The sequence below is a fragment of the Fortiea sp. LEGE XX443 genome (assembly GCF_015206815.1).
GTDB lineage: Bacteria > Cyanobacteriota > Cyanobacteriia > Cyanobacteriales > Nostocaceae > Nostoc_B.
The window spans coordinates 1-23,813 of the sequence record NZ_JADEXZ010000037.1 but is presented as its reverse complement, the minus strand read 5'-3'; the positions used below and the strand labels follow the sequence as shown (position 1 = coordinate 23,813).

Genomic DNA, 23,813 nt, shown 5'->3' with positions numbered 1-23,813 from the left:
CACAAATTCAGCGACTCAAACAAAGATTATTTAATTTTAATCACATATTTCTCTGCCAACAAAGGATTTAAGGACTTAAAATTAAAATATTTCCATAGATTTACTGTGGACAAAATAAGTCGTCTCCCACTACAGTTTCAAATTCCCTAAAATCTGAGTGTTCAGGAGATGGCACACAGGCAGGACAACTGACTGGGGTATATAGTATTCACCCCGTGATTTAGCAGACATTAGATTTGGTGACAGTATTATGTTGGCTCAATTTCAGAGCTTGTATCCCAACGGTAGTTTGATTTCGGAATTAGTAGACATTTTTCAAGGCAAATATATTGTTAGAGCCAGCGTGCAGATTGACGGTGTAACCCGTGCTACTGGGTTAGCAGCCGCAGAAACCGTGGAAGCCGCAGAAGACCAAGCTCGAACAAGGGCATTGATGGTTTTGGGTGTCACAAGTTCGCCACAAACACAGGCTGAACCATCTCCCAAGTCAACAATTCCGGTACAGCTAAATTCCGTCATTAACACAACAGCAGATTTACGTGAATCAACTTATTTTTTTACAAAAGATGAGGATGTGGGATCAGCCACAAATATGGCTGAAACATCTCTACCGTTGCCCACTGACAAGAATATTCAGCCAGATTTATTCGTAACTGAAACACTAAGTGCTGATACTTACAATCAAGATTTAAGCCCTAACCTACCTTTAACTACTAGCCAAGAGCCAGCATTTGCTACCCCTGGGGATAATTTGGAAATAGAAGTTAGTCATCAGCCAGGAACTCCAACTTTTTCAGGGATGGCTGCTAGTAATGTCACACCATTTACGCCCCGCAGTTATAGTTCACAAGAAAATACACCTGCTTCAACGGGAACAAGCAAGAGAAAAAAGAAAGCTGAACCAGTGGATTTGTCGGATGTAATTGCGAAAACCGATGTTGAGCTTCAACGTTTAGGCTGGACACCAGAACAAGGAAGAGAGCATCTGATTAAAACCTACGGTAAGCGAGGGCGCACTTTACTTACTGAAGAAGAATTGCACAGTTTTCTACAACACTTACAATCTCAACCTGATCCCATAGCCGGGTTTTGATGGGCTTGATAGGATGGGTAAGTAGGTCGGTGTTAAAAATTGTCGTTATGACAAGGCAGAAGGCAGAAGGGAAGAGGTTTTCAAGCTACTTTACTTTCCGTTACATAGTTCGGTTTATTTGCACCTTTCTACTTACGATAATGCCCACCTTACCAATGAGACTATGGGATACTCCCGTCTTGCTTTTACTCCAGATAAGCGTTTGTGCTTTTCTTAGTGTTATTCCATTCCTAATTATTTACCTTAGCCTTGAGAGACGCAAAATGCTTCCCACCTAACTCAATTTGCCCCTCTGCACATCCAGTTTTCAATCTTTTAAGCAAATAATCCATATCGTGAGCTATAAAATTTGTGCCATGATCTGGCTCGACTAGACTGACTAAAGATATATTTGCGATCGCTTGATTTGCTAAACTGGAAATTCCTAAAAAATTGAATACTCCTGATTCATAAGTACCACAAGGTACTGAAGGGTTGTGTACTCCAACGCAATATTCATTTGCTTGAAACCAATTAAATGCCGGGTAGCCATGAAAATGCACAATTGGCGCACCATCTTGAATTAATTTTGGTGCATATAAAGCAGCAGCAAGACTAATAGCAAGCATGACATAAATATCATAAGAAGGTTTGATATCTACTAGCTCTGTATGAATACCTTGAGGTAATTCCAGATATAATTTTTCTTTCAAACCAATTCTGATAATATCACTGGCAATATTCAAGTTTGTTTTATTCGACCCAGAACGAGAACTAACAAGCCAGACATCAGGAATTTGCTGAAAGACATCTTCACCTTGTATGCTGGTTTTTAGATAACGTCTACCTTGTGCATTTTGACGAAGTTCATTGCTGTCAAATCCTGCAATAGGTAACAGACTTTCCCATTCCGTTATATTGATTTCTTTAGCACCAAAATATTGTGGCGGTTCAGCATAAGCTACAAAACCATAAGAAACACCTGTTCTGCCGTTGACAATAATATCGACAATATCTCTGTGAGACTTCCTTTTAATGACTTCATCTAGTTTAAAGCCAGGTGGAAATAAACCTGTTGATGCCAGTTCCTGACCCAATTTTACTAAATTTTTAGCATAGATTGATTCTTTCGGTTGATACTGTCCTACTTCAAATCTATTCAATAAAAGGGGAGAAATTGGCACAAAAATTTTCGGAATTAATGAATTTAATACAAAAGTTTCTATTTCATTTTTTGCAAAAATAGAGTCTGAAAGATTCATATTTAAAATAGAAATCTTATCAACAGCAACTCCAATTACAATCTCTGAAAAAGTTCGTACCAAAGTATTCAAGCCAATATTAATTTTTTGTTGATACGGAATATCAGGGTTAATGAAATCATCATCTATTTCAGTTAAAACTATTACCTGAGTATTAGTAGGATTTTCAACATATTTCGCTGCATGATCTTCCGCCCAACTACTCAGTCTGGCAATATTAGATACTGAAATTTCTCGTTTTTTTAATATAAATTTGGAATAAAAATAATACCAATTTTCAGCCACTAAAATCCCCAATTTTCTCATCCAAGATGCAGGTATTTCGACATCAATCACAGCATTAATTTCAGCTTTAACACCCCTAAATTTAAAGGTTTTTTTCTGGTTAATGATAGGGAAAAAAATGTCATGTTTAAATTCTGTAGTTGCTTGCTCCCAAGGAAGAATTTTCGCGCCATATTCTTGGAAATAATGTTGTAAATCTTGACGAAATTGCAAAATTTCTGGATTTTTATAATTTTCAGGTAAAGACTTAAAAGTAACTATTAATTGTTGAGCCATTATTCTAGGATCAACAATTGGTGGCTTATCTTCTGCATTTTCTTGTCCGATATATCCACCAATTAAATGTCCAATAGTTTGTAGATTGATGCCCTGAATTATTGGAACAAGCTCAGTATTTTTGATAATATTTTTCTCACGAATAAAATTTATAATTTCTGTTTTATAAGCTGCGAGATCAGCCTGAATTTCTGGTGTGATGACTCCTTTTGGAGAACGAATTTTGAGTTTATCATTATCAACCCAAAAATAAACACCTTGTTGAGTCAGACTTGTAACAAATTCCGATGTATTCATAAGTTCCAAAATTCCCTATTTATAGCAAAATATGAGTTTAATCACACTCTTAGCAACCGATTAAATTTGAAAGATTTCCGAATCTGAAGTTTCCAATTCTTCGACTAAACGTTTAGCTAGTGATGAAATGGTAGGATAATGCCAAAGGAGCATAGGAGACAGCTTAAATCCTAAAAATTTTTCTGCTTTATTTACCAGCAAAATAGCCTGTACTGAATCTAGTCCATAGCTCTCCAACGGTTCGTTAACATCTATTTCATCGGGTTTTATACTCAAATGTTCAGCAATATGAGAAATCAGCCAACCTTGAATTTCTTTTACAGTATAAGACTGATTAGCATTTGAATTGGGAATAGACTGACTCATTTATTTACCCCTAAATTAACAGTAATTAAATCTTAAAGATAGTAAAAAAATAGCATTCATGTTTTTTAAATCTCACAAATTTCAATTAGAAACAAAAATGCTGTGTCAGTATTGATGAGTAAAATATTTTTAGCTTTAAACAGTCGTCAAACTTTTCTCATTTTTAAACTGGCAAATATGCCAAATAAGCAGCATAAAATTGTTTACAAGTTCTTCCATTGTATTCTGGCTAATTGAAGGCTCAGAAAATACGAAATTCAACAGCATTTTTCCTTGAAAAGTTGAAGCATGGGTAATAAACATACCTGCGTATAAAGCATGAGAGCCAAGAAAACTAATTTCTTCGAGTTCAAATTCACCATAGATTTTGGGAACATTAACTCTACCTGCATTAGATACAGATACTGTAGCAGCTACTTGCCTAGGATAATTCAAAGAAAAATCTATTAGATGTTTAGCCGCTAAAATCATTTTAAAGATATCACTATGCTTAGTAATAGCCGCAATATTTTGTTGAACTTTCCGCGCTAAATCCCAAAAAGTTGTATTGTTTTGTATGCTATAAAAACCCATAGTAGATGAAGCTAATACAGCCATATGCTCATCACTGATTTTCGGCTCTAAATATCTCCTCAAATCCAGATATGATAGGCAGTTAACCCTAATAGATTTCTTTTCTTTTTTCGTAAATTTACTAGCAACTGTAAACATCATAGCTGCACATAAAGCACTGTTTATAGTTGTATTCTCATGGTGACAACAATTAACAAATTTTTGCGTTAACTCTGAGTCAAGTTGTTTATGAATCAGATGACAACTACGCTGATCAATGGGTGCATATTTCTCAAAGCCTAAAGTTTTAGGTCGATACCAAATTTTTTGTAACCCAAGCTGCAACAAAAAAAGTGTACTGCTGATTTTACCTGTGAACTTATTAGTCCACGCAGGTAATAATTCTTCTACAGGCGGTAGGGGAACTAAACTCGCAACTGGGGTAATTAAATTTCCAGAGATAATTTGCTGACAATAAGTCAAAATTTCTGAATGTAGTTGAATAGATGATAATCCATCTCCCACAGCATGGTGTCCTGTTGTAATCAGATAATTTATCTGGCTGTGACTCTGGATATGAACAAGTACAGATCGCATTAGACATTTGCTACTATCAATTACCAGGTTCATCTCTTCTTGAACAACTTCTTGCCATTGCTGATCATCAAATTTATTTACAACACGCAAAGGAATCTTTGTTGTCCCTTCAGTTTGAAAATAAAGACTATTCTGAAATCGGATAATCCGAGAATTAAGTCGGGGGTGACGACACTGTATAGTATCTAAAGCCTGTCTCATAATTTTCTCATTGAGGATGCCTTTGATACGGCTGATAGTTACTATGTTCCATGTTTTAGCACGGCTATTTAACTTTTCCATAGCCTGCTCAAGACATCCCAGCTTTCTGTTATCAATCATTTTTTTGTATGATTCTTGTTTAGTTTGGTCGAGTAGGGAAAATTTTTACAAATTTTGAGAAATAACTGGATGATATTGACTAAAAGAATCAGGGATTTGTAACCCTTGTATTTTTAAACTTTGTAATCGGTATAAATAAGCCGCACCTATCATAATATGGTGAGCTACATCAACTACTTTGCGATTATTTAAATCTGCTAAGTAAGAATTTTGTATCCAGTTATTGAAGCTTCCCATTGCTGGCCCGCACCAGATTTGATAATCAATTTCCCTACCTTTTTCACCAGAATTAGACCAACGAGAAGACAATCCCAGATACCAGCGAAAAATCAAGGCCATTTTTAGTTTAGGATTGTTGGTAGCTTTATGTAATTTATCGGGATTACGTTGAGATAAATAATTAACTGTTTCCTGCCAAATCGCATCTAGGCTATTTCTGAAAACTTGCTTTTCTATTTTTTCTCTTTCTGCCAATGGAATATCTTCAATTGAGTCATAGTTTTTGTATAAATCATACAATTTTTGCGCCCGCAGAGGAAACATAGTTCCTCTTTTGAGAACTTGCAATTTTACTCCCATTTCAAACATATCTGCGGCTGGAGCCATCATCACATCAGCCATTTCTGCCTGAGCTAATAATTGTTTAGTATGTTGAGAAGTTTTAGCTTCTATACAAGATTGATTAATAGAGCCAGTCACAACATACGCAGCACCCATCATAAAGGCAGCTAAAGCTGATTGTGGAGTGGCAATTCCTCCAGCTACCCCAACTCTGACTGGTATTTCGTAACCATATTGGCGTTGAATTTGATCTCGTAATTCTAGAATTGAAGGTAACAAACAAACCAAAGGACGATTATCTGTATGACCACCAGAATCTGCTTCCACAGTGATATCATCAGCCATAGGAATTTTGGCGGCTAGAGTTGCTTGTAACTCACTGATGAGACCTTGCTCTACTAATTGTTTGAGAATTTTGGTGGGAGCAGGTTGTAAAAATTTTGTAGCAACTTCTTTGCGAGAAATTTTAGCAATGACTTTATTTTTGATTTCCACTTGATTAGCTGCATTTAAATTTAATCCCGCAGCCCGGTAGTAAACAATGTTATCAGTCAAATCTAAAAAGGCCGAAGCTTCGACTGTTCTTACTTGATATTGCAGATACAAATCAATGACACCGCGTTCAATAGCAGGTTCACCGGGGCTGTGGAGTAAGTTAAAAGCATAAGGGCCCTGGGGTAGAGCTTGCTGAATACGGTTGATGGCTGCTTCCACACGGGAAGGAGATAAACCTCCTGCACCAAAGGAACTCAAAATCTTCTCTTTACCCAGTGCAATTACTAATTCTTCAGAAGCAATACCATGAGCCATTGCACCAGTAGCGTAGGCATATTTCACATTATGGAAATTTAAAAAATTGGGATCACCTAAATGTTGAATCTGCATAGCTGGAATAGCCATGAGCAGTTCGACTTTTCCTGTTTGATTATTATGTGAATCTAGCAAATATCCTTCGTTCGTAATACCAATTTCTTCTTCAAATTTGATCACATAACACGGTTTGGCTAAATTAAGTAGTTTAGTTTTTATACCGTCTTCGTCAAAAGATACTGTATCTAAAGAACCTTGCCAATATTGATTTATTTTAATAAAAAAATCTGGGATTTTTAGAGGAAAAATAGTATTTCTTTGCTTGAATTTATGATTAGAAAGCATGACATTTTACCCTGATAAGGTTAGAAAAAAATAACAGCGATTGCAACTCATTCACTAATTAAGAATTAGCACTTGAAGCTTCGTCAAATAACTTATTGTATAAAGCTAATTGTTGCTGGATTACCAAACTAATTTGCTGGAGAGATTCGTGGCGTGCTTGTAATAAAACAGCATGGGCTTCGGTAATGCGAAAAGCATTTTCACTGAGCTTTTGATAGTGAAGATGACGTAAATTAGGTAAATCTTTTTTGCTGAGAAAGCTGTCATTTATATGGCTAGAAGGCAACAATTCCTGTTTTGTCAAAAAATTCTCATGATTTGGAATTTTTTTTTCAGATGTAGTAGCGCGATCGCCCAGTAAGGTTTGTTCAGGATTATTACTATTATTAGAGTCAATAATTTCCAGTGTATTTTCAGTAATTAAAGTATTCATCAGATTTCTTTGCTCACTTTTATTCAAATGGTTTATTCTGGAATGACTGAGGTTTTCTAATTCACTAAGTTGTAGTAATTCATGCTGTTGTTCAGAAACCTTAGTCAGTAAATCAGATGTTGGATATTTGGCACAATTTTCCTGAATTTTCTCATGCCAAAATATCGGATCACTTTTATTAGTCCCTATAGTAATGGTTTTTAATCCTAATTTATTGCAACTATAAATTGGTGGTGAGAGAGAATAAAGTGGCGATAAGTTCATTTCAATTCGATGACTTAACAGCTTTGCTAAGGCTCTGATAATTGAAACATGATCATCTATTCCTCTTTGATTTAAAGATACAGCAAAGTGTTCTTTTTTTTGGAGAATTTTATCAATCCACCGAGAACAATTACCACCAATACCTACTTCAATAAAGATTTTAGAACCATCATTGTAGACACAATTAACTAGCCGAGGAAAATCAAGCTCTTGACATAGAGTTTGGGCAATGTTGTGACCAATAGAATGACTATCAAGAGTCATGGGTTTGTATTCCGCTGCGGAATAAAAAATGGTGTTGGATAAATTTTGAATCGGTAAAGTGTTAATTTGAACAAGTTCATCGTACTCAGAGCGCATTGGCTCACAATGAATAACATGCTTAATAGGTGTGGGATAAGCATTACATTTGAGATTTTCAATTACTCGCTGGCAAGCTTGTGGTTCACCAGAAATGATAACTTCTTCTGGTGTATTGATGAGAGTTACATAAACTTTTTTTTCTGCTTTGATAGCTTCCTGAACACGAAATATTGGACATAAAAGAACATAGTTACACCAAAGATTATCCTCCTGAATTTTCTGTTGTAGAGGCAATCTCCAATACTCGCGCACAGCATTTTTAGGGCCAGATAGCCTGGTTTTAAACAAAGATGATGAATTTAGAATTTTACTAGTTTGCTCAAAGTTAGTCCAGACACCTTGAGCAAACATCATGCTAGTTTCACCCAGACTATATCCAAAAGCACTTTGAGGCTTAATTTGAAAATAATCTCCTAGAATTGCAGTCATGAATCCGGTAAAACATATTTCAAATTCAAGTAATGTTACTGGATCATCTATCAATTTTTGTTCAATTATTTCCAATTGCCTTTTTGAGATTTTAGTTAAGCTTCTGGGATAAAGCAGTTTTTCTATACTGGCAGCACGGTTGTAAACTCCTCTATTTACTAAGTCATCATAAATTTGGGGAAATAAACGAAAGAGATACCTGGCTATACCAACATAAGCACTGAAAGAACCAGAGTAAACAAAAGCTATATGATGATCTTTACCTAGTGGTTTGGCTGTAAAATAGCTGCCTACAGGAGTTTTCCAATCTTTGCCCGTCTCAAAGGCAACACTAATACCCTGAACAGCGCGTTGAATTTCCCGCATCAATTCATCTTGGTTACGTCCGAGAATCGCCAGGGCGTAAGTTGCTGTTTGATGCTTTTGGAAAGCGACAAAAGTTTGGTTGGCAGCAGCAGCAAGAGAAGAGCAATCAGTAATAGTTTGTTGCAGAGTATGGATCTGCTCTAATAAACTGGAACAATCATCAGCTGCGATCGCAAATAAATAATAAGGAATTTCCTTTAAATATTTATTGCTATGCTTTTGCTGGCCTAGCTCCTCGGACAAAATTAAATGTGCATAACTGCCATCCACCTCCATACCGTTCACAGCCGCTATTCTTTTGGTAGCTCCTCGTTCTAAAAACCAGGGTTTGGATTCCGTAGCCACATAAAAGGGAGTATTTTGCCACACCTCAGGCATTTTGGGACTACTCCACTGGGGAACAGCAGGAATATAGCGGCGATATAGACAGAGTGCTGTTTTAACTAAACTCACCAGCCCTGATACCGCATAGGTATGACCGACATTAGCTTTAGCACTACCCAAGGCACAACTAAGACTAGATTCAGAAGTTCTATAAGCCTGGTGCAAACCCTGAATTTCTGACTCATCTTGTAAGGGAATACCACTGCCAGTAACTTCTAAATAGTTGACATCTGTTGGTTTAATATCTGCCAACACAAAAGCCTGTTGACAAGCTTGCGTTACAGCAGCCGCATCTATAGCAGTGGGAATAGAATAAATTTGAGATTTAGTTTTTTCTACAAGACTGATGCCATCAATGACTGCATATATGCGATTATTTTGTTGGATTGCGGTTTCGTGGAGCTGCAAGACAATAGCGGCTGCACCTTCACCTACCATCCAGCCATTAGCCTGGCGATCGTAACTAAGAGTATTTACACCTGTGTTGACTGGTGAAACTTGATTCCTTAGCAGAACACTGGCACTATTACCAGCAAGTTCTACTGCACCGACTAAAACAGCATCAACTTCTTGGAGAGTGAGTAAATTTTGTGCTAATTCCAAGGCTTTGAAAACAGACGTTTGTTCAGATGTTAATGTTAATGCCGGGCTAGAAAAATTCCACAATTTAGAAATATAATTAGCCGGTTGGTTTTCGATGTTTGGGTATTCTATTGGTGTATCTGGAGGTAGAGCTAGTTCTGTGGCAGTAACGATGACTACAGCAATTTTTGAACCTGGATGAAAACCTGCATCTTGCAAAGCATTATCAGCCACCTGAAGTATCAACAGTTGTTGAGGATTAAATTTATCCACTGTTTCTGGTGGAATTTGCAATCGTACAGTATCGACTTCAAAATCTTTGATATATGCGCCTAATGATGCTTGAACATTAGCAAAATCATATTTTTCTAGTAGCTGCTTTTGCGTTTCGATGTCTTGCCATCTCTGAGTAGGCAGGGGAATAAAGTGTTGAGTTACTTCATAAATACTCCGTTCAAAATTATCTAATCCTTGGCAGTTACCACCCAAATAGCAATCCATTCCCACAATTGCTATTTTAGGTATTTTACTGTGTGTAATCTTGTCCATTACCCACCTCTTAAAACTTTTATGTATAACTTCAGTGGACAATGTGTAGTTAAATGTTTTTGCTTAACTGTCGAGGTAGAATTGTTCCTCTGGCTCCCTGGATTTGGGAATATATTTGTCCTTGCTGATTGTGTGTGATGATATCAGCAATTACTGCTAAGTCGTTCTTCGATTTGATTTCACAAGAAATGTAGAATGGTTCATCAAAAGGTATGAATGCAAATTGTTCTAGTTTTTTGAAATCTGAAGGCAAACAACCAACTTGATGAAAATATTGACTCCAAATCCATAATGAATGTATCTGAACATCAAAAATATAAGAATTGAAGGATTGAACTGGAAATTGCCCTTGTTTATTTTCCTCTAATATGGGTAAAAGACATTCCACGGTTATCTTGTTGGGGTTAATATTTAAAACTGATTTTACACCTTGAAAAGCTGTTCCATGAAACAGGCTTGATGCCCCATTTTGATAATATGTTGTGCTTGATTCAGAGACGGTTCTTTCTTGATTGAATGATTGATAAATTGGCAGCGTTGGTAGTTGCAATTGTAGCTGAATACGGCTACTAAAATGATAACGCGGCTTGTCAGAATTATGACTAGATATTTGAGCTTGTAATTCGATTTTTTGTTCATCAGTTTTGGAAATTTCTGTTAAATCTAAAGTGTATTCATTGGCTTGATTACCATCGAAGATAATTCCTTTCAACACCCGGAAATCTGCACAACTGAAGAACTTGTAACCAGGGTAGAGTTGTTCACAGGTATTAGCCATCCAAGCGAATGCACACATGGCAGGTAACACTGGATGTTCGGCAATTACATGGTCAAATAAAAATGGATTTTTTGCTAATGTTAATTGCCGTTGGATACGAAAGCTATTTAACTTTGGGTTGAGTGCTGTTGGTGTGTAGATTAAAGGACTACCAATTACCACTTGTGTGGTATTTTGATTTGCCCTATCTAGTTCATTAACTAGCATTTGCGCCCCGATATCTAGAGGAATTGTCTTGATATTGCGCTGTGCAAAAACTTTTTTCAATTCTGGAGATACCATCCCACTATCCCAAGGGCCCCAATTAATGGCAACTACATGACAATGGGGATAATTGCGTTTGAATAGATAAGCTGATTTGTTGAGAATTTCATTAGCGATCGCATAATCTGACTGTCCCACATTTCCATAAAAACCAACTACAGAAGAAAACAGAACTAAATATTGCAGTTGGCTGGCTGGTACAGATCCCAGTAAATTTTCTAAACCTTTAACTTTGGCTGCGTAAACTGTTTCAAAATCTTGGATTGTTTTTCTCTCAATCAATTTATCAGCCAGATTACCGGCTCCATGAATAACTCCTGTGACTGCACCCAACCGCTCTACTGCACCAGCAAGTTTTTCAGATAAGGCGATCGCATCGGTGACATCTACGCTCAAATATTCTGCTTGTCCACCCGCCTGCTCAATGGCTTGTAGGGTAGCGGCTATTTCTCGCCTGGATGCAATAGTTTGAAACTTTTTCTCTACCATTGCAGGTGTAGGCTTGTCTCCTTTGGCGATAAAATCTTCTATAATTCGCTGTTTCAATTCCGTTTCGCTCACATAGCCTTCAGCCCATACTGGTTCGGGTTCAGCCGCAGAACGACCCAGGAGAATGAATTTGCATTGATAACGTTGTGCTAGTTGGATCACACATTTAGCCGTTATTCCTCTTGCACCACCACTTACAAGAAATACTTGAGCAGAAGAAATTTGTTTGTCTGTGGATATTTCCCTAGTTTCTAATTGTGGTTCACACACCAACGTTGTGCGTCCTTGTGAGCTATATCCCACTTCTACAACTAATTTATTCGGGTCGTGCAGTTCTGCAAGGATATACTCTACTGAGGTTTGAGCATCTAAATCAGGACTGAGGTCTAATGCTCGGCAAAATACAGGTTCCCATTCTTGGTTCAAGGTTTTAACTAGTCCAAAAAGTCCGCCACCGATCGCGCCAAAATTAGTTTTCTGTCCTAATCCGAATTCACCATCAAGACGAGCAACGGTGAACAAACAACTACGTCCATAATCTGCTGCTTGATTAAGAGACTTTTTGAGATGTTTAGCCATGAGAAAGACGTGGCGCAAAATCACCTTTTCTGCTTCCAGATAGCAAACATGATTACTTGTATCTTCTAGGCTGGAGGGATGCAGATGGATAAACGCACCGACTTGACCATATTCACTAGCGATCGCGGCTAACTGAGATTGCAAATGCTCCTCGCTCAAATCTTCCAGCACCACGCGATTGATTCCTTCAGGTAAAGGCGACTGTTGTTTAATCAGGCTTTGAGGAAAAGTTAAGACAACGGTTTTCCAGCCCCGCTTGTTTAAAGCCTCAGCTAGTTTTGCTGTGGTGAGGGAACCATCATCACTTAACAAAACAATGTGTTCTGCGGGTAAGGTGCAATCTAAAACATCGGGTTCAGGCAAAAATTTAAGTTTAACAGGACTGCGGCAAATCAGAGATGGGGGGACAGGATGCAGGGGAGAAGAGTTTTTCCCCTGTTCTGTCTTTTTTTCAAGTGACTGGTGTTGCGGTGTTTCTATGGAAAGAATTTTTTTTTCTGTCACTTCAGTCGGCTGCTGTATGTACTCAACTATTTGTCCAAGGGTACGCAGTTGAGCCAGAGCTTCGGGATTTGGCTGGGGTAAACTGGGGTAGAGTTCTAATAATCCTCCCAAAATCTCCACACGTTTGATCGAGTCAATCCCCAAATCTGCTTCCATATCCATCGACAGCTCTAACATTTCGCTGGGGTAGCCTGTTTTATCGCTGACAACATTGAGCAAAGTCTGACTGAGGTTGCTTAAATCAATGGATGGAACTGGGGGGGATGGAGATGTTAATCTTTCTTCTTCCTGATCTGCTAAGACTTCATTTATGGTGACAGGCATTTCTGATTTTTCAGAAGCCAAAGTCTTCATATACTCAACTATTTGATTAAGGGTACGTAGTTGCCCCAGAGCTTCGGGATTTGGCTGGGGTAAACTGGGATATAGTTCTAATAATCCTCCCAAAATCTCCACACGTTTAATAGAGTCAATCCCCAAATCTGCTTCCATATCCATCGACAGATCTAACATTTCGCTGGGGTAGCCTGTTTTATCGCTGACAACATTGAGCAAAGTCTGACTGAGGTTGCTTAAATCAAGAGCTATTGGTGGTGCAGATACTATTGTTGCAGTTTCAGGATGATTTTCTTTGAGCGTAATTGTATCTACAACTAATTTGATTTCATGATTTGCGTCATTACCATTACCATTACCGTTACCGTGATGACCATTTGTGGAAACTGACTCAGGTTGGGTGACAAACTTTACATCAGTTGTGTCTGAAACAAGCTGATCTGCTGATATCGAACTATCTTGTTCATTGAGCAACGGGATCAGATAGTCATGAGTCACATCACGAGAGGTAGGCAGTTGATGTTGGTGGAGTAATTGGAAAAAATTATGAGTATATTCCTGTTGATAGTAGAGATATTGCTCATGAATGCGGAGGCTATCAGCTTGATGTTCATGAAACCGCATGATGCTGCGTTCAGAACTGGAAATTGCCAGTTGCTGGGTTGGCTCTGGTTGTTCGGTGAATTTACTATTTCCCCACAATAAGTGCTGTTGTTGCATTAACTGGAAGAAGGTTTTAGCATATTCTGTTTGATGCTTCAAGGATTGTTCATGAACCTGCAAAATTTGACGTTGATGGCGATTAAACTCGATCAGTGTGTACTCTAAGTTATCTATAGCTCTTTGGTAGTTGCTCGGACTAGATACGATATCCAGTTGATCTAGTTTGTCTGATTGTGCATTTTTCATAGATTTAGCCTGACCATTGACTGCTATGCTTTTTGTAGATACAGAAGTGAAAACATCCGGTGTTGATGAGTGATCATTGACAATTGCTGCTGATTTACTACCATTGCTAATGGACAATTTTGCTGAATGTCCGTTTTGTAGAGCTTTTTCAAACGACTGCTGCGTTTTTTCCGACACATAGTTACTGCTGTTTAAGCGAATATTTAAGACCTTGTTTTGAGGAACTGTGGGGATTTTGCTCTCTAGTTGATAAGGATCTAGATTTGTTAAAGGCAAGCCAGCAACACGTAATTGCACAACAGCTTCTCGCAAAACGCGATCGCTATCTTTGCGGGGATTGGCATTTAAAGCTACAGCTAGATGCGGGCGATCGCTCAGAATATCCTTGACTAAATTGGTAAGAGTGTTGCGCGGGCCAAATTCGATAAAGCAATCACCGCCTGTAGCATAGATGTTTTCAATCTCTTGCTGAAACAAAACTCGATTCACCAAATGTTCTTTGAGAATTGTTTGAATAGCTTGTGGTTCAGTTGGGTAAGGCTTCCCGGTGACATTGGTGTAAACAGGTATTTGCGGCTGGTTGAAAGTAATTTTGTCAATTGCTTTGGCAAAGGGTTTTTGTGCATGAGCTACAAGAGATGTGTGAAAAGCTGCGGAAACTTTCAGCAATACGGTATGGAATCCTTGCGTTTTCAGCGCTGTTTCGACTTTGGCAATTTCAGCTTTTGCCCCTGCAAGTACTACCTGTTGACGAGAATTAAAGTTAGCAATTTCAATTAAAGGAAAATTCTGGAGCAGTTCTTGAACTTGATTAATATCTCCTTTCACTGCCAGCATAGCTCCTGCTTCAAACTGGGGGTCTTTTGGTGCAGCCATAGCTTGACCCCTAGCTTTGACTAAAAAACAGTAATCTTTCTCACTCAAAACACCAGCCGCCCATAAACCAGTCAGTTCTCCGAAGCTGTGTCCGGCAACAAAATCTGGTTTAAATCCAGCTTGTTGTAGTATTTTGTACAAACCAACACTAAAAGCCCCAATTGCTGGTTGTGCGTATTCTGTCATCTGCAAAGCTTCTATTTGGGCTGCCTTTTGTTCGGAATTGAATACAGGAGCCGGAAACACGACTTCTGATAAGGTCTGTAAACCGTCTTGGAAAAGGCTGTCCATCTCAGCATAAGTCTGCCGTAGCTCAGGAAAGTTAATTACCAATTCCCGACCCATTTCTAAGTATTGTGATCCTTGACCAGAAAATAGAGCTACTACTTTCCCTTCTGTGGTAATTCCCGTCTTGCGGTAATAAATTCCTTGGGGATGCTCCCAAGATTCTGCTTGTGGCTGGGTTGTGAGTGAGTCGATGGTTTTTTGCAACAAGTCTCTAGCTTGAGTTAGAGAATCAACAACAAACCCAACTCTGGCATCTGTGACTGGAATTTTTAGAGATTTACATGCCGAAATCAGTTCTAAATAATGCTGTTGTCCCTCGTCGGATTGTAATTGATGTTGGAATTCTTGACAGCGCGATCGCAATTGTTCTGGTGTTGCTGCTGATAGCAGTACGGTTTGGGAACTGTTATGTATGCGATAAGGGCTGTTGTGTTCGCTTTGGTATTCTTCTAAAACAACATGGTAGTTTGTCCCACCAAAGCCAAAAGCACTAATACCAGCACGTCTTGGTTGGTTATTAGTAGTTAGCCAAGGTCTGGTTTCTGTATTTAAATAAAATGGAGAATTTTCAATATTCAGTTTTGGGTGGGGTTTAGTGATATTAATTGTGGGTGGCAATACTTTATGGTGGAGAGCCAAGGTAGCTTTTATTAGACTTGCCGCACCCGCAGCTGCTTTTGTGTGTCCAATCTGGGATTTGACGCTTCCCAAGGCAATATGTTGTTGTTTGGGATTGTTTTCGCCAAAAACTTCTTTAATCGATGCAAATTCGGTGGGATCTCCCACCATCGTCCCAGTACCGTGTGCTTCAACTAAACCAATACTTGTAGGTGGCAATCCTGCATCTTCATAAGCACGGCGTAAGGCTGTAATTTGACCTTCTGGACGAGGTGCATAGATGCTTTTATAGCGACCATCGCTAGAACTGCCAATACCTTTGATAACTGCATAAATGCGATCGTTGTCTCTTTGGGCATCTTCCAGACGCTTTAGTACTAACATGCCCAAGCCTTCACCCAACATCATGCCATCAGATTCAGCATCGAAAGGTTTGACATTCTCACTAGGGGAAACAGCCGGGGTTTTGCTGAAACACATGTAGGCCAGAATAGAGTTATCTGTGTCTACTCCACCAGTGAGCATCATGTCACAACGACCGGTAATCAGCTCACTAATTGCGATTTGCAGCGCCCCCAATGAACTAGCACAGGCGGCATCTACAACACAATTCATTCCTCCTAAATCTAGGCGGTTAGCAATTCGTCCGGCAATTACATTAGCTAACATTCCCGGAAAGGCGTTTTCGTTCCATTGCACATATGCACTTTTAATTTTCTCAACTATGTTTTGCGTATCTTCATCAGATAAGCCACTGCTTTTGAGAACTTTTTCCCAGATGGGATATTGCAATCTAGAACTGAGTGGTATCGCCAATTGCCTACCAATAGCCACACCCAACACTACACCAGTGCGCTGGCGAAGTTTATCGTAAATCTCACGCTTCAACTGTTGAGATTCGCCATAACCAGCATCTTCTATGGCGGCTTTAGCAACCAGTAAACCCAGCAAATGAGAAATGTCTGTGACTTCTAAAATATTAGGTGGTAGTCCAAATTCTATAGGATTGAAATCAACATCCGGGATAAATCCACCTCGTTTACAGTAGGTTTTATCCGGTGCTTTGGGGTCAGGATCATAATAATCATCTATGCTCCAACGTGAAGAAGGAACATCACTAATACAATCTACTTTGTGAATTATCTTTTCCCAGTATTCCTGTAAGTTCTGGGATTGCGGAAATATAGAAGCCATACCAATAATGGCAATCTGAGTCTTTTGCAGTTGTGTATTGATTTCGCTAGTCGTTAGCGGTGCAGTGTTCACCATGATATTCTGAACCTGTATTAGCTTAAGTAAAGATTTTTCACAATTGCTGATTTCAGCTTGCAACTGTTCTAATTCAGCTTCAATTCTAGAAGCAACCATGACTTGCTCTTGATTTTTATGTTTGGGAGATGTAGATAGACATTTGGAAAATCTGCTTTCCTCTGCCAGTCAGAAAATTAGGAAATTTTTTTTAGGTAAAACAGTTTTTTAGGCAAATCAATTTTGGATATCTTTAAAGCTACTGTGTAACTAAATTCACAAATTTAGTTTGGATGGTTTAGCGTAGAAGCTTAATCCTAATGGAAGTCATCCTATGAATTTGCCAATTGCAGTTATATTAAACTGCTTGATTCTCAATTGCAACTCATATGCAACTTAATATGTTTTACCTAAAAAAAGCTGTTCATGCAGGCAGTTAAATACATCGCTTAGTTATCAAGAACACTACCTTAATTAGACAATAGCTAAACCTTGTAAGTAAAATTACAAGGACAAAGTTTTGGCTATTTAACAGTCTGCTTATTTCCACCGTGACGTGCTAGTAACTTTTGTTCTAACTCACTAATACTAATACCAAGCTCAAAAGCTGTTTTGCTTTTCCACTCTTCTAGCTCTAAATCGTGTTGATTTAGCCATTCATGCACCGCCAGCCGTGCCATCTCCGCTTTACGAAGAGTCTGACGAGACGCATGAAAGATTAGCCTCCGATTATCAAAACTTGGTAATGAGAGCATGAATCGCTGTAATCTCATTTTTTCTATGCTAATGAAGGGGAACAATCACTAATTCTAAAGTTATTAAAAGTCTGATTTCATTAGTGTGCCACATAATTAAAATTTATTTAAATAAATTGCATACAAGTTGCATACAGAGCAATTTTCAGCGAATTACAAAATTTGTTTTACCTCTTTAGAGGGATTTCAAACAAAACCATTACTTGCGAATTTTCTTTTTTATTTTTGTTGTGATGCTAATACTAAAATTATTGCATAAACCATGTAATTTCTCTTTCTAAAGATAGGCTTAATCAATTATTTATGCTGAAATGTAAAATTATTTACTAATAACTATATCTCAAGGATGACAGGGGAATAAATTTAGTTACACATCAAGTTACGTGAGTAAAGAATCTGATGAAAATCTATTATTTTGTATAACTTATTTATAAAGTTTATCTATGCCATTGTGCCGATTGTTAATCTACAAAGCTGTTGCATATGGGTTGCAATTGAGTATCAAACTGTTTATCTTAGGATGATTGAAAATGCAATTGAATGCTGTTCAAGTTGCAAGGTAAAAATATACATAGGTTGACAACAACCCATGTGGAATTATCCTAGATGCTTCTTAATGCAAGTGACTTGCAGCTAGACATTTCTAATTGCGACGAAAACAGTAACTATGATACCCAAACAAAAGCAGTCATTCACAAAACCTGTAAATCAGTGGTCAATAATTTTGGCGATCGCTATAGCAATAGCTACTGGTACAGTTTCTTTCTACAGTGTTTCGAGATTTCGTTTAAGCTCTACATTGGAGCCTCCAACTACATCAAACGTTACCCCAAAAATAATTGCTGTTGCTGCATTAGGACGTTTACAGCCTCAAGATGAAATCATTCGTCTATCGGCGGCTAATTCTCAAGCTGGTGTTCGAGTAGCAAGACTCTTAGTTAATAAAGGAGACTTGTTACGTCAAGGACAAGTTGTGGCAGTTCTAGATAATTACTACACTCAACTGGCAGCCTTAGAAAAAGCCCAAAAACAAGTTTTAGTGGCTCAAGCTAATCTCAACCAGGTAAAAGCCGGAGCAAAAGCTGGAGACATCTCTGCACAACAAGCAACGATTGCTCGTTTAGAAGCTGAGATGAGAGGAAAGATGTCTACACAAAAAGCGACGATTGCTCGCTTAGAAGCTGAGTTACAGAATGCTGACAGCGAAAATCGACGATATCAACAGCTATACAAAGAAGGCGCTATTTCAGCTTCTGATTCAGAGGTGAGGCAGTTGCGAGTTGATACTGTGCGACAACAACTTAATGAAGCACAAGCTAATTTTTACCTGACTGTAGAAAGTATGCAGAAGCAGTTAAGCGAAGCTTCAGCTAGGCTCAATAGTATTGCTGAAATCCGTCCTACTGATATACAAGCAGCACAAATTCAGGTTGAAAGTGCGATCGCCTCAGTCAAACAAGCTCAAGCTGAATGGGATTTAAGTTCTGTGCGATCGCCCATAGACGGACAAGTGCTAAAAATTAATACTCGTCCAGGAGAAATTATCAGCAACGACGGCATAGCTGATTTAGGACGCACACAACAGATGTTTGTGGTTGCAGAAGTCTATGAAACTGATATTCAAAAAGTGCGTTTAGGCCAGTCGGCTATTATTACCAGCAATGCTTTTTCAGGAGAATTACGAGGAGAAGTCACAGATATTGGCCTACAAGTTGGTAGACAAAATATTTTTGATATTAATCCTCAAGCTAATACTGATAATAAAGTAGTTGAAGTAAAAATTCGGATCAATAACCTAACAGATAACCAACAAGTTACTGCTTTAACTAATTTACAAGTACAAGTACTCATTTATATATAAATGAGTACAGAGATTATTCTCGGATTTTATATTATTCTCATCAGCAGTTTCATCTGCATCACTTGAGGTTTTTCTAATGATTCTTCAGATACCTTTAGCTTGGCTACAATTAGCTAAACAAAGAGTTCGCTTTATTGTCGCTTTAGCTGGAATTGCCTTTGTTTCGGTGCTGATGTTTTTGCAAATTGGTTTTCAAGATGCTCTATATGCAAGTGCTACACAGTTACATCAAAACCTGGAAGGAAATTTATTTATTATTAGTATCCAATATCAATCCTTGACCTCTAATCAGAGCTTTCCTCGTCAGCGTTTATATCAGGCTTTGGGTTTTGAAGATGTAGAATTAGTTAGTCCTTTATATGTACAATTTGCTAAATTAAAAAACAAAGAAACTGGTCTGAAATACCCCATATATATACTAGCATTTGATCCTGTAAGATCAATTTTTCATATAGCGAATATTAAAGAAAATCTCAATTTATTACAACTTCCTAACAAGGTTTTATTTGACCGAGCTTCTCGTCCAGAATTTGGTGAAATTGCTCAAAATTTTGCCCAAGGAAATACTGTAGATGTTGAAATATTTAGATACACAGATTTAGTTGGGTATCAAGTAACAGTTGCTGGCTTATTTAGTATGGGGCCTTCTTTTGGAGTTGATGGAAATTTAATTGTTAGTACCTCAACTTTTCTGCGGATATTTCAAGAACGTTCGGTGGAAAATATAGATATAGGATTGATTAAACTCAAACCCGGCGCGAATGAAAAAAAACTTTTGGCTGAGTTGTCAGCTAAATTACCGAAAGATGTGACAGTCATTACTCGTGATGATTTTATTAATTTAGAAAAAGATTATTGGACTTTGAGAACACCTATCGGCTTTGTATTTGACCTGATGGTAGTGATGGGATTTGTTGTTGGTGTAATTGTTGTCTATCAAATTCTATATAGTAATATTTCTACTCATTTAGCGGAATATGCCACACTCAAAGCTATGGGTTTTAAAAATAAATATTTACTGGGTATAGTATTCCAACAAGCTTTAATTTTAGCATCTCTAGGTTACATTCCAGGTTTTGCTATATCTCTTGGTCTATATGATATAGCAAAAAATGCTACTAAATTACCTATCTCAATGAGTTTACAAAGAGCAATTACAGTATTATTTTTGGCAGTTTTAATGTGTTTGGTTTCGGGATTTTTATCTACAAACAAGCTACGAAATGTAGATCCAGCAGATATTTTTTAACTCACTTTATTTAATTAAATACTTTTTTAAAAATGCAGCAACAAATTATTGTAAACATACACAATCTCAACCAATACTTAGGAAAACAGCAATTAAAAACCCAAATATTATTTGATATTAATATTGTAATTAAATCTGGTGAAATTTTAATTATGACTGGGCCTTCTGGCTCTGGAAAAACAACTTTGTTAACTTTAATAGGGGGTTTACGTTCTGTTCAAGAGGGAAGCCTCAAATTTTTAAATCAAGAGCTTTATCGGGCTAGTAATGAGCAATTAGTACAAATACGTCGTCATATTGGTTATATTTTTCAAGCTCACAATTTGTTGGATTTTTTAACAGCCAGACAAAATGTTCAAATGACATTAGAGTTACACAAAGATATTCCCGAATCAATAGCTCGCCTTCAATCAGAGGCTATGCTTAATGCTGTTAAGTTAGGACATCGAATTAATTACTACCCATCAGATTTATCTGGAGGTCAAAAGCAACGGGTAGCGATCGCCCGTGCTTTAGTCAGTCATCCCAAATTAATCTTAGCTGATGAACCTACAGCCGCTTTAGATAGTAAATCTGGGCGAGATGTTGTTAACCTGATGCAACAACTGGCTAAGGAACAGAATTGTGCGATTTTAATGGTCACTCACGACAACCGTATTTTAGATATTGCAGATCGAATTATTCACATGGAAGACGGTAGATTAATTAAAGAAGTTGTGTGCAATCGACATTAAGCCCATATCTCAATACGGTATTAAGCTAGGGTCGAGAGGGCGTTGCTGAATCATAGGATGATTGAGGCTGACACGGAGATACGGTGATTATCCTTCGTAAAGTAACGTGAGTTCGATGAGCTATAAAGCCGGAAACCCTTAACCAGTATTGTTTGTGAGAACTAAGAATTTCTAAAAATCTCTAGGTTTATTGACAATAAAATCAGTAACCCTTGAATCTGTCAATTATTGACACTGTTCTCAACAAATGATTGAGCTAAGTTTGAACCTTGACTTTCAAAACCTTTGATTCGCAAAGATTATAACGTTTTAAATCCGTCGAACTCACGTTAAAGTAAATCTAAAAATAAAAAATCTTCTGAAAGTTGGATGCACTTTAAATATTAGTATGGGATGAATACAAAATCTTTACAAATTTGGAGTTTATAAATTTATTTAGAGTATAAACTAATACAAGCTTACCATTGTTTAAAAATAAATTTACATAAATTTTATAAAAGGAGACTGCTGTTTCCGATTATAAAAGCTTGATATTAAAGCATTTGTAGCTGAATAGGAAATAATTACCAGATTTTTTTTAAATTAAAGATTTAATAAAAGTTCATCAAAATAGTTGATTCTGTTTACTTAACAAGTAATCTTAATTACTAAACACATCGAGAAGTATTACTTAAAAACATCAGTTAATCACAAATTAATAGTAAGGTTAACAATTTCATTACGACCTCTGTGTTTAACTAACATGAACAACCACAAGCCATATCTTCCGAGATGCTGTTTCTCTTTGTAAGGTTTAAAAACAATTATTATTCAAGTTGAATTGGTTTTAGGCGTTTATTCTTAAACAACTCATGAAAGCTACTCACGTTTTAAATCAACCAATACAAAACCCCAAATGGTGGTTATTAGGAATAAGTGGCGGTTTAGTCGCAATTCTTCTAACCGTAATTTGGAAGGCTGACGATAATTCTCATCTGGGAATGAGTGTTTTAGCTTTATTTGCTGTAGCCTCATTAATAGGAGATAAAAAACATAAACTGAATTTAGAAAGCGATATTTTTTCTAGTGTCATAGGCGCACTAATAATAAGCATTGTACTTTGGTTTAGCAAGTATTTTCCTCAGGGGAAATTATTTGCAGTATACACTCATCTATCACCTTTTATTGCTGCTCTTGGATTGAGTTTACTGGCTTCGGGAGTGAAGGGATTAAAGCAATATTGGCAAGAACTCGTCATTATTTTTTTTGCTGGTGTACCTAAAGTCTTAATTTTTGCTTTACTAGATATTACACCACTATCTGTTTTAACTGCCAAGTTTTCCACTTTAATACTTTGGTATAGTGGCTTTGAAGTCTATCTCCAAGATGTCTATATAAATTTACCAACTGGTGGTATTAAAGTTGCAGAAAACTGTGCAGGTATCGAATGGATTTGCCATCTTTTAGGATTATCTGTAATTGGTTTATTGATGTTTCCTCCAGACCCTAAAAAAAGAATCTTCGTACCTATTGTGGCTGTAATTATTGCTTTTATAGTTAACGCAGTAAGAGTGGCCATTTTAGCTGTTATTGCTGCTAACCAAGACCAACAAGCGGCATTTAAGTTTTGGCATGTGGGAGATGGTTCCTTCGTCTTTGGCATGATTACAGTCATTATTTTTGGATTATTCTACTGGTTATTACTTAACCAAGAAGATGCTAAAAAAAAGAATATTACAAGGTCTGAAAGCCAATGATGATTTGGAGCAAACTACGTATTATATTGTTAGCTGTAACTCTAGGCAGTATTATTTTAGTTTTTGTGAATGTCCTACAGGAAAAATCAAAAAACATGCCAAAACTAGAAGAATACAGAAGTGAGGCTTATATAGCAGAAGACAGGTGACAGGGGTGAAAGTCTTTTATTATCCAGGTTTTATCATCTATTTATGTCTTAATCACCTTGGCTGTTGCTATATGATTAAATTTCATAAAAACTATTTTTTTTGGCAAAGTTTAGATACTGAAAAAATGATAACGTGTAGTGATTCATGATTAGATTGAAGAAATTTTATTTATTGTTTAGTAGTACTTACCAATAATAGATATAGCAATCCGGAATGATTCATGAGAAAATACTTAGAAGATAGAAAGGTAGCGCTTGCAACTAAGGTGAGGGTGTAGTGATGTGGATGCAATCATTAGAAGATTTTATCAAAAATAGTAAAGAAC

12 protein-coding genes are annotated in these 23,813 nt (G+C 37.3%); 5 read left to right on the top strand and 7 right to left on the bottom strand.

Annotated features, from left to right (window positions below):
• Positions 1-250 precede the first annotated feature (250 nt).
• Positions 251-1,093, top strand: coding sequence for a hypothetical protein (locus IQ259_RS15020; RefSeq protein WP_193886103.1), 843 nt, complete (start codon positions 251-253; stop codon positions 1,091-1,093).
• Between the two features lie 230 nt (positions 1,094-1,323).
• On the opposite strand, the gene IQ259_RS15015 is transcribed toward IQ259_RS15020, so the two are convergent.
• The 7 genes from IQ259_RS15015 to IQ259_RS14985 all read right to left on the bottom strand — a co-directional run bounded on the left by IQ259_RS15015 (position 1,324) and on the right by IQ259_RS14985 (position 17,758).
• On the bottom strand, positions 1,324-3,192 hold the full coding sequence (locus tag IQ259_RS15015; RefSeq protein ID WP_193886101.1) for a hypothetical protein: 1,869 nt from the start codon (positions 3,190-3,192) through the stop codon (positions 1,324-1,326).
• A gap of 60 nt (positions 3,193-3,252) precedes the next feature.
• Positions 3,253-3,558, bottom strand: a complete 306-nt coding sequence (locus tag IQ259_RS15010; RefSeq protein ID WP_193886099.1) for a phosphopantetheine-binding protein — start codon at positions 3,556-3,558, stop codon at positions 3,253-3,255.
• A gap of 135 nt (positions 3,559-3,693) precedes the next feature.
• On the bottom strand, positions 3,694-5,028 hold the full coding sequence (locus IQ259_RS15005; protein ID WP_193886097.1) for a condensation domain-containing protein: 1,335 nt from the start codon (positions 5,026-5,028) through the stop codon (positions 3,694-3,696).
• A 45-nt stretch (positions 5,029-5,073) separates the two neighbouring features.
• Positions 5,074-6,744: a PfaD family polyunsaturated fatty acid/polyketide biosynthesis protein gene (locus IQ259_RS15000; protein WP_193886095.1), complete on the bottom strand. Its 1,671-nt coding sequence runs from the start codon at positions 6,742-6,744 to the stop codon at positions 5,074-5,076.
• A gap of 58 nt (positions 6,745-6,802) precedes the next feature.
• The gene (locus IQ259_RS14995; protein ID WP_193886093.1) at positions 6,803-10,114 is read right to left on the bottom strand and encodes a type I polyketide synthase; all 3,312 of its coding nucleotides are present in this window, start codon (positions 10,112-10,114) and stop codon (positions 6,803-6,805) included.
• 49 nt (positions 10,115-10,163) lie between these two features.
• A complete protein-coding gene (locus tag IQ259_RS14990) occupies positions 10,164-17,123 on the bottom strand; it encodes a type I polyketide synthase (protein ID WP_193886091.1) in 6,960 nt (2,319 codons plus the stop codon).
• Between the two features lie 404 nt (positions 17,124-17,527).
• Positions 17,528-17,758 (bottom strand): hypothetical protein, encoded by a 231-nt coding sequence (locus tag IQ259_RS14985; protein ID WP_193886150.1) that lies wholly within the window; start codon positions 17,756-17,758, stop codon positions 17,528-17,530.
• A gap of 667 nt (positions 17,759-18,425) precedes the next feature.
• Here IQ259_RS14985 and IQ259_RS14980 point away from each other — a divergent pair.
• From IQ259_RS14980 to crtA, 4 genes are all read left to right on the top strand, one after another.
• The gene (locus IQ259_RS14980) at positions 18,426-19,619 is read left to right on the top strand and encodes an ABC exporter membrane fusion protein (protein ID WP_193886089.1); all 1,194 of its coding nucleotides are present in this window, start codon (positions 18,426-18,428) and stop codon (positions 19,617-19,619) included.
• Between the two features lie 76 nt (positions 19,620-19,695).
• Positions 19,696-20,868 (top strand): ABC transporter permease DevC, encoded by a 1,173-nt coding sequence (gene devC / locus IQ259_RS14975; RefSeq protein WP_193886087.1) that lies wholly within the window; start codon positions 19,696-19,698, stop codon positions 20,866-20,868.
• A gap of 32 nt (positions 20,869-20,900) precedes the next feature.
• Positions 20,901-21,602 (top strand): DevA family ABC transporter ATP-binding protein, encoded by a 702-nt coding sequence (locus IQ259_RS14970; protein ID WP_193886084.1) that lies wholly within the window; start codon positions 20,901-20,903, stop codon positions 21,600-21,602.
• Positions 21,603-22,453: 851 nt separating this feature from the next.
• Complete coding sequence (crtA, locus tag IQ259_RS14965; protein WP_193886082.1) at positions 22,454-23,338, top strand: cyanoexosortase A; 885 nt, start codon at positions 22,454-22,456, stop codon at positions 23,336-23,338.
• The last annotated feature ends 475 nt before the right edge of the window (positions 23,339-23,813 follow it).